Source organism: Stygiolobus sp. RP850M, from assembly GCF_037389295.1.
Lineage (GTDB): Archaea > Thermoproteota > Thermoprotei_A > Sulfolobales > Sulfolobaceae > Stygiolobus.
Genome location: NZ_JBBHKU010000017.1, coordinates 1 through 3,092, shown reverse-complemented (window position 1 = coordinate 3,092; position 3,092 = coordinate 1). Strand labels below are relative to the sequence as shown.

General features: G+C 40.0%; 2 protein-coding genes and 2 pseudogenes. 3 read left to right on the top strand and 1 reads right to left on the bottom strand.

Annotated features, from left to right (window positions below; genetic code table 11):
• Positions 1 to 200: pseudogene (locus tag WIW52_RS01135) on the top strand (IS6 family transposase); the annotation flags it as partial.
• A gap of 64 nt (positions 201 to 264) precedes the next feature.
• On the opposite strand, the pseudogene WIW52_RS01130 reads toward WIW52_RS01135, so the two are convergent.
• Positions 265 to 1,032: pseudogene (locus WIW52_RS01130) on the bottom strand (APC family permease); the annotation flags it as partial.
• A gap of 76 nt (positions 1,033 to 1,108) precedes the next feature.
• Here WIW52_RS01130 and WIW52_RS01125 point away from each other — a divergent pair.
• Together WIW52_RS01125 and WIW52_RS01120 are read left to right on the top strand one after the other, a co-directional pair.
• The gene (locus WIW52_RS01125; protein ID WP_337708059.1) at positions 1,109 to 1,261 is read left to right on the top strand and encodes a hypothetical protein; all 153 of its coding nucleotides are present in this window, start codon (positions 1,109 to 1,111) and stop codon (positions 1,259 to 1,261) included.
• Between the two features lie 720 nt (positions 1,262 to 1,981).
• Positions 1,982 to 2,593 (top strand): hypothetical protein, encoded by a 612-nt coding sequence (locus WIW52_RS01120; protein ID WP_337708057.1) that lies wholly within the window; start codon positions 1,982 to 1,984, stop codon positions 2,591 to 2,593.
• Positions 2,594 to 3,092 lie beyond the last annotated feature (499 nt).

The window sequence follows — 3,092 nt, the reverse complement described above, 5'->3', positions numbered from 1 at the left end:
AGAGGAATTACGCAGAACAAGGGTTCAGAAGCCTAAAACATAGGCTTGCATCAATGGACTTCCACTTCCCTTGGAATAGTAACAAGTTCACAATAACTAGGTGGTTATCAACATTCTTCCTGATATATAACACCCTTTACACCCCAACGTACTTGTTAGATAAGGGGGTGATAATAAATGTAAATATTTCAAATGAATGAAATTGTTGTCCACACTCATAGCAGTAGTAGAAACAGCTAAGACCACAAACAACGGGGCTTTAGCTTCTTGTAAAGCGAAAGTTAGCGGGTTTCCTTGCGTACCGTAAACTTGCCAAGGCAGTAAGTACAACATGGAAAACACCACAAGGACATAAAGCACCGAAGTTATGACTAAGGACAGTACTATTGCCTTAGGGATGTTTTTGTCTCCGTTTTCCACGTCAGGGGTTAAAGTTGCTATGGTGTTAAATCCAGAGTAGGCGAAAAATGCCAACGAAGAGGCGGTTAGAATTCCGTTTAAGCCATGAGGAACCAAAGGCGTAAAGTGAGATATGTCAAACTTCCCCGATAATAACGAGAAAGCGATAAATAGAACTAAACCGCCCATGTTAATTACGACCAATATCGATTCTATCTTGGAAGCAAGTTTCAATCCTGCTAAGTAAATTCCACCCAAAACTATAATGACAGTTCCCGCAATTACGTATGTAAGCTTGGGTATCTGAAGGTAGCTCGCAAATCCCAACGCTGTAGCCGCTCCAGACACGGAATATGAAATCATTCTCATCCAGCCCACCAGGAAGCCCACAGTGTCTCCCATGGTTAGTTTTGCAAAAGAGTAAACTCCTCCCTCAGTATCGGGGTACTTTGAAGCGAGTTCTGCACTATTCAAACCAATACTCATGGCAAGTAATCCCGTAATTATAAAGGAGAACAGTGCAGCCGGGCCAGCAAGGTTTATAGTGCTACCAGCCATAACGAATATACCAGCACCGATTATATTACCGAGACCTATGGCAGTAGCCTCAAGGAGGGATAACTTCCTTTTCATGCGATAATTGAGCCGGTAAAAAGTTAAAGCATTAACTTGTTGGATATACACATACATTTCATTTTAACTATAATTTATGGTAGAAAGGCTGAGTACTTCTCTGCCTTGGAAGGACGAGGTTTTCCTTTCAGGGGGCTCATCGTTCTCCTCATCGATTCGCTATCACATCCCTCATTTGGTGGGCAGTAAAGAGGCTCAGAGAACTATCTCCACTAAAGAAATGAAGTGACTTTCATCCATTACTTTTAGTCCCGTCAAGGAAAGAGAGATAATAGTTTCCACTTCTACAATCCCATTAAGCCCTCAATCGAGCTGGGAAGGAGCATCATCAACATTACTAAAATTATCTCGGCAAAGGGGTATCAAAATATAAGGGGACTATCCATCACCTCGGCGAGGCTTTTCGCCCCCTTAACCCCCCAGTTTCTGTAAACGAAAGACCATTTGTGAGGTTTACGATAGGTTGGAGACTAATAAATGTTAACGTCTCTAACGACAACAGATTATCATGATGGCTACTAATAGATTATTCTTTATACACTACGTTAAGATTATCTACCGCAAGAAAGTATAAAATAGGAAACGCTTAAGGTCTATGTTTCGAGAGCTGACATAAAGTTAGGAAGAATATAAGCTGAGAGAAAAGATACTTCTTTTTACGTAGAATTCATATTGTTAGGGAGGAGAAATTTATACAGGATTTAGTACATATACTATATGATTACCGTAATGTTCTATAGTAACATTTCTGGTAGTTTTGGGGTTCAATCTCAGCTTTAGCTATAGTACCTCTTAAAGAGACAAATAACACGATTTTAATTGAGGAAACTAAGATAGCTTAACGTTAAGTTTTTTCATTTTTCCTTTAATTTTTTATTGAGACATAACTTTTTTATGTATCTTAAATCAGGGAAAATTTTAAATACAATTAACGTAAATATAATTAATAATGATCGAAAGACAGATAATGCTTACGATCCACACTGATGCGAAGCTAATACTTCAGGATGTTTATGACTTGAGGAACTTGAAGGAATGGTGGATGTTTCTAAAGGACATAGAGATGGAGAATGAAGACACTTACATTGCTAAGTTCCGTGTCTTCATGTCATTTAAGTTTCATATGAGGAGGAAAATAGGACTTAATAAAGTAGTACATGAGGGAGTAATGAAGTTTCCCAAGGCTTACTTTCGTTTCACCGTAGAGGTATTTCCAAGAAGGAACGGAGACGTAGATATATCTGTAAAGGGTGAGTACTCAGGACCTCTAGAGAGGCTTGCGGGAACTCCGATGGAAGTTTTTTTGAGAAAGTTCGCGGAGAATTTAGAGGACAAGTATAAGGGAAGGAGTGAAGGTTTGAACATGAGGCAAATTTTGGAATACCAGATAGAAGCAAGTAAGGATTATGACGGAGAAATAATGATAACTGTTGATGAGTGCAAAGTTACGTTACGGAAAGGCAAAATAGTTAGTGCAGAGTGCGGAAATATAGTAGGGGACGAGGCGATAAAGAAGATTCTCAGCGAGGAAAAACCCAAGATAAAAATAGAGTATACCTAGAGAGGAGTCGGACTTTCATTGAGGTTTCATGAATTTGTATTCAACCTCTCGTCCTCATTCCCCTTGTCCGGCTCCCCACGCCTAGGTTAGGGAGTGTGAACTCCCGGCCACGACTTAGGGAGCTTCATTGAACCCATCCTCCCCCTCACATTGCCCCTCGGGTTCATCGTAGGGCTCTCTTCTACATGTCAACATTAACTGAAAAAGCTTGTAAATTTTCATTAAGGAATAGTTAGCAATGTTAAATGATATCAAATGACATAAAATTCACGGTTTATCGGAAGCTGCTGACAACGGCAAATAAACATGAATATCAAGAGTTGGCCACATATTATTTTGCAGATTAGGGTATAAAGACTAACGTCTCCCCCATCCTGGAAGGACGAAGTTTCCCCTAATCGTTCTCCTCATTGGTTCGGGACTACTTTTGGTGTATAGTAGACGGCGCCAGAATTCCTTCATCTGAAGGGGGACTATCATCCGTGACATCTAGTCCTTT

Bases quoted from the DNA above. Each gene is read 5' to 3' on its own strand.
- WIW52_RS01120 (WP_337708057.1), top strand. From the start codon at position 1,982: ATGATCGAAAGACAGATAATGCTTACGATCCACACTGATGCGAAGCTA.
- WIW52_RS01125 (WP_337708059.1), top strand. From the start codon at position 1,109: ATGGTAGAAAGGCTGAGTACTTCTCTGCCTTGGAAGGACGAGGTTTTC.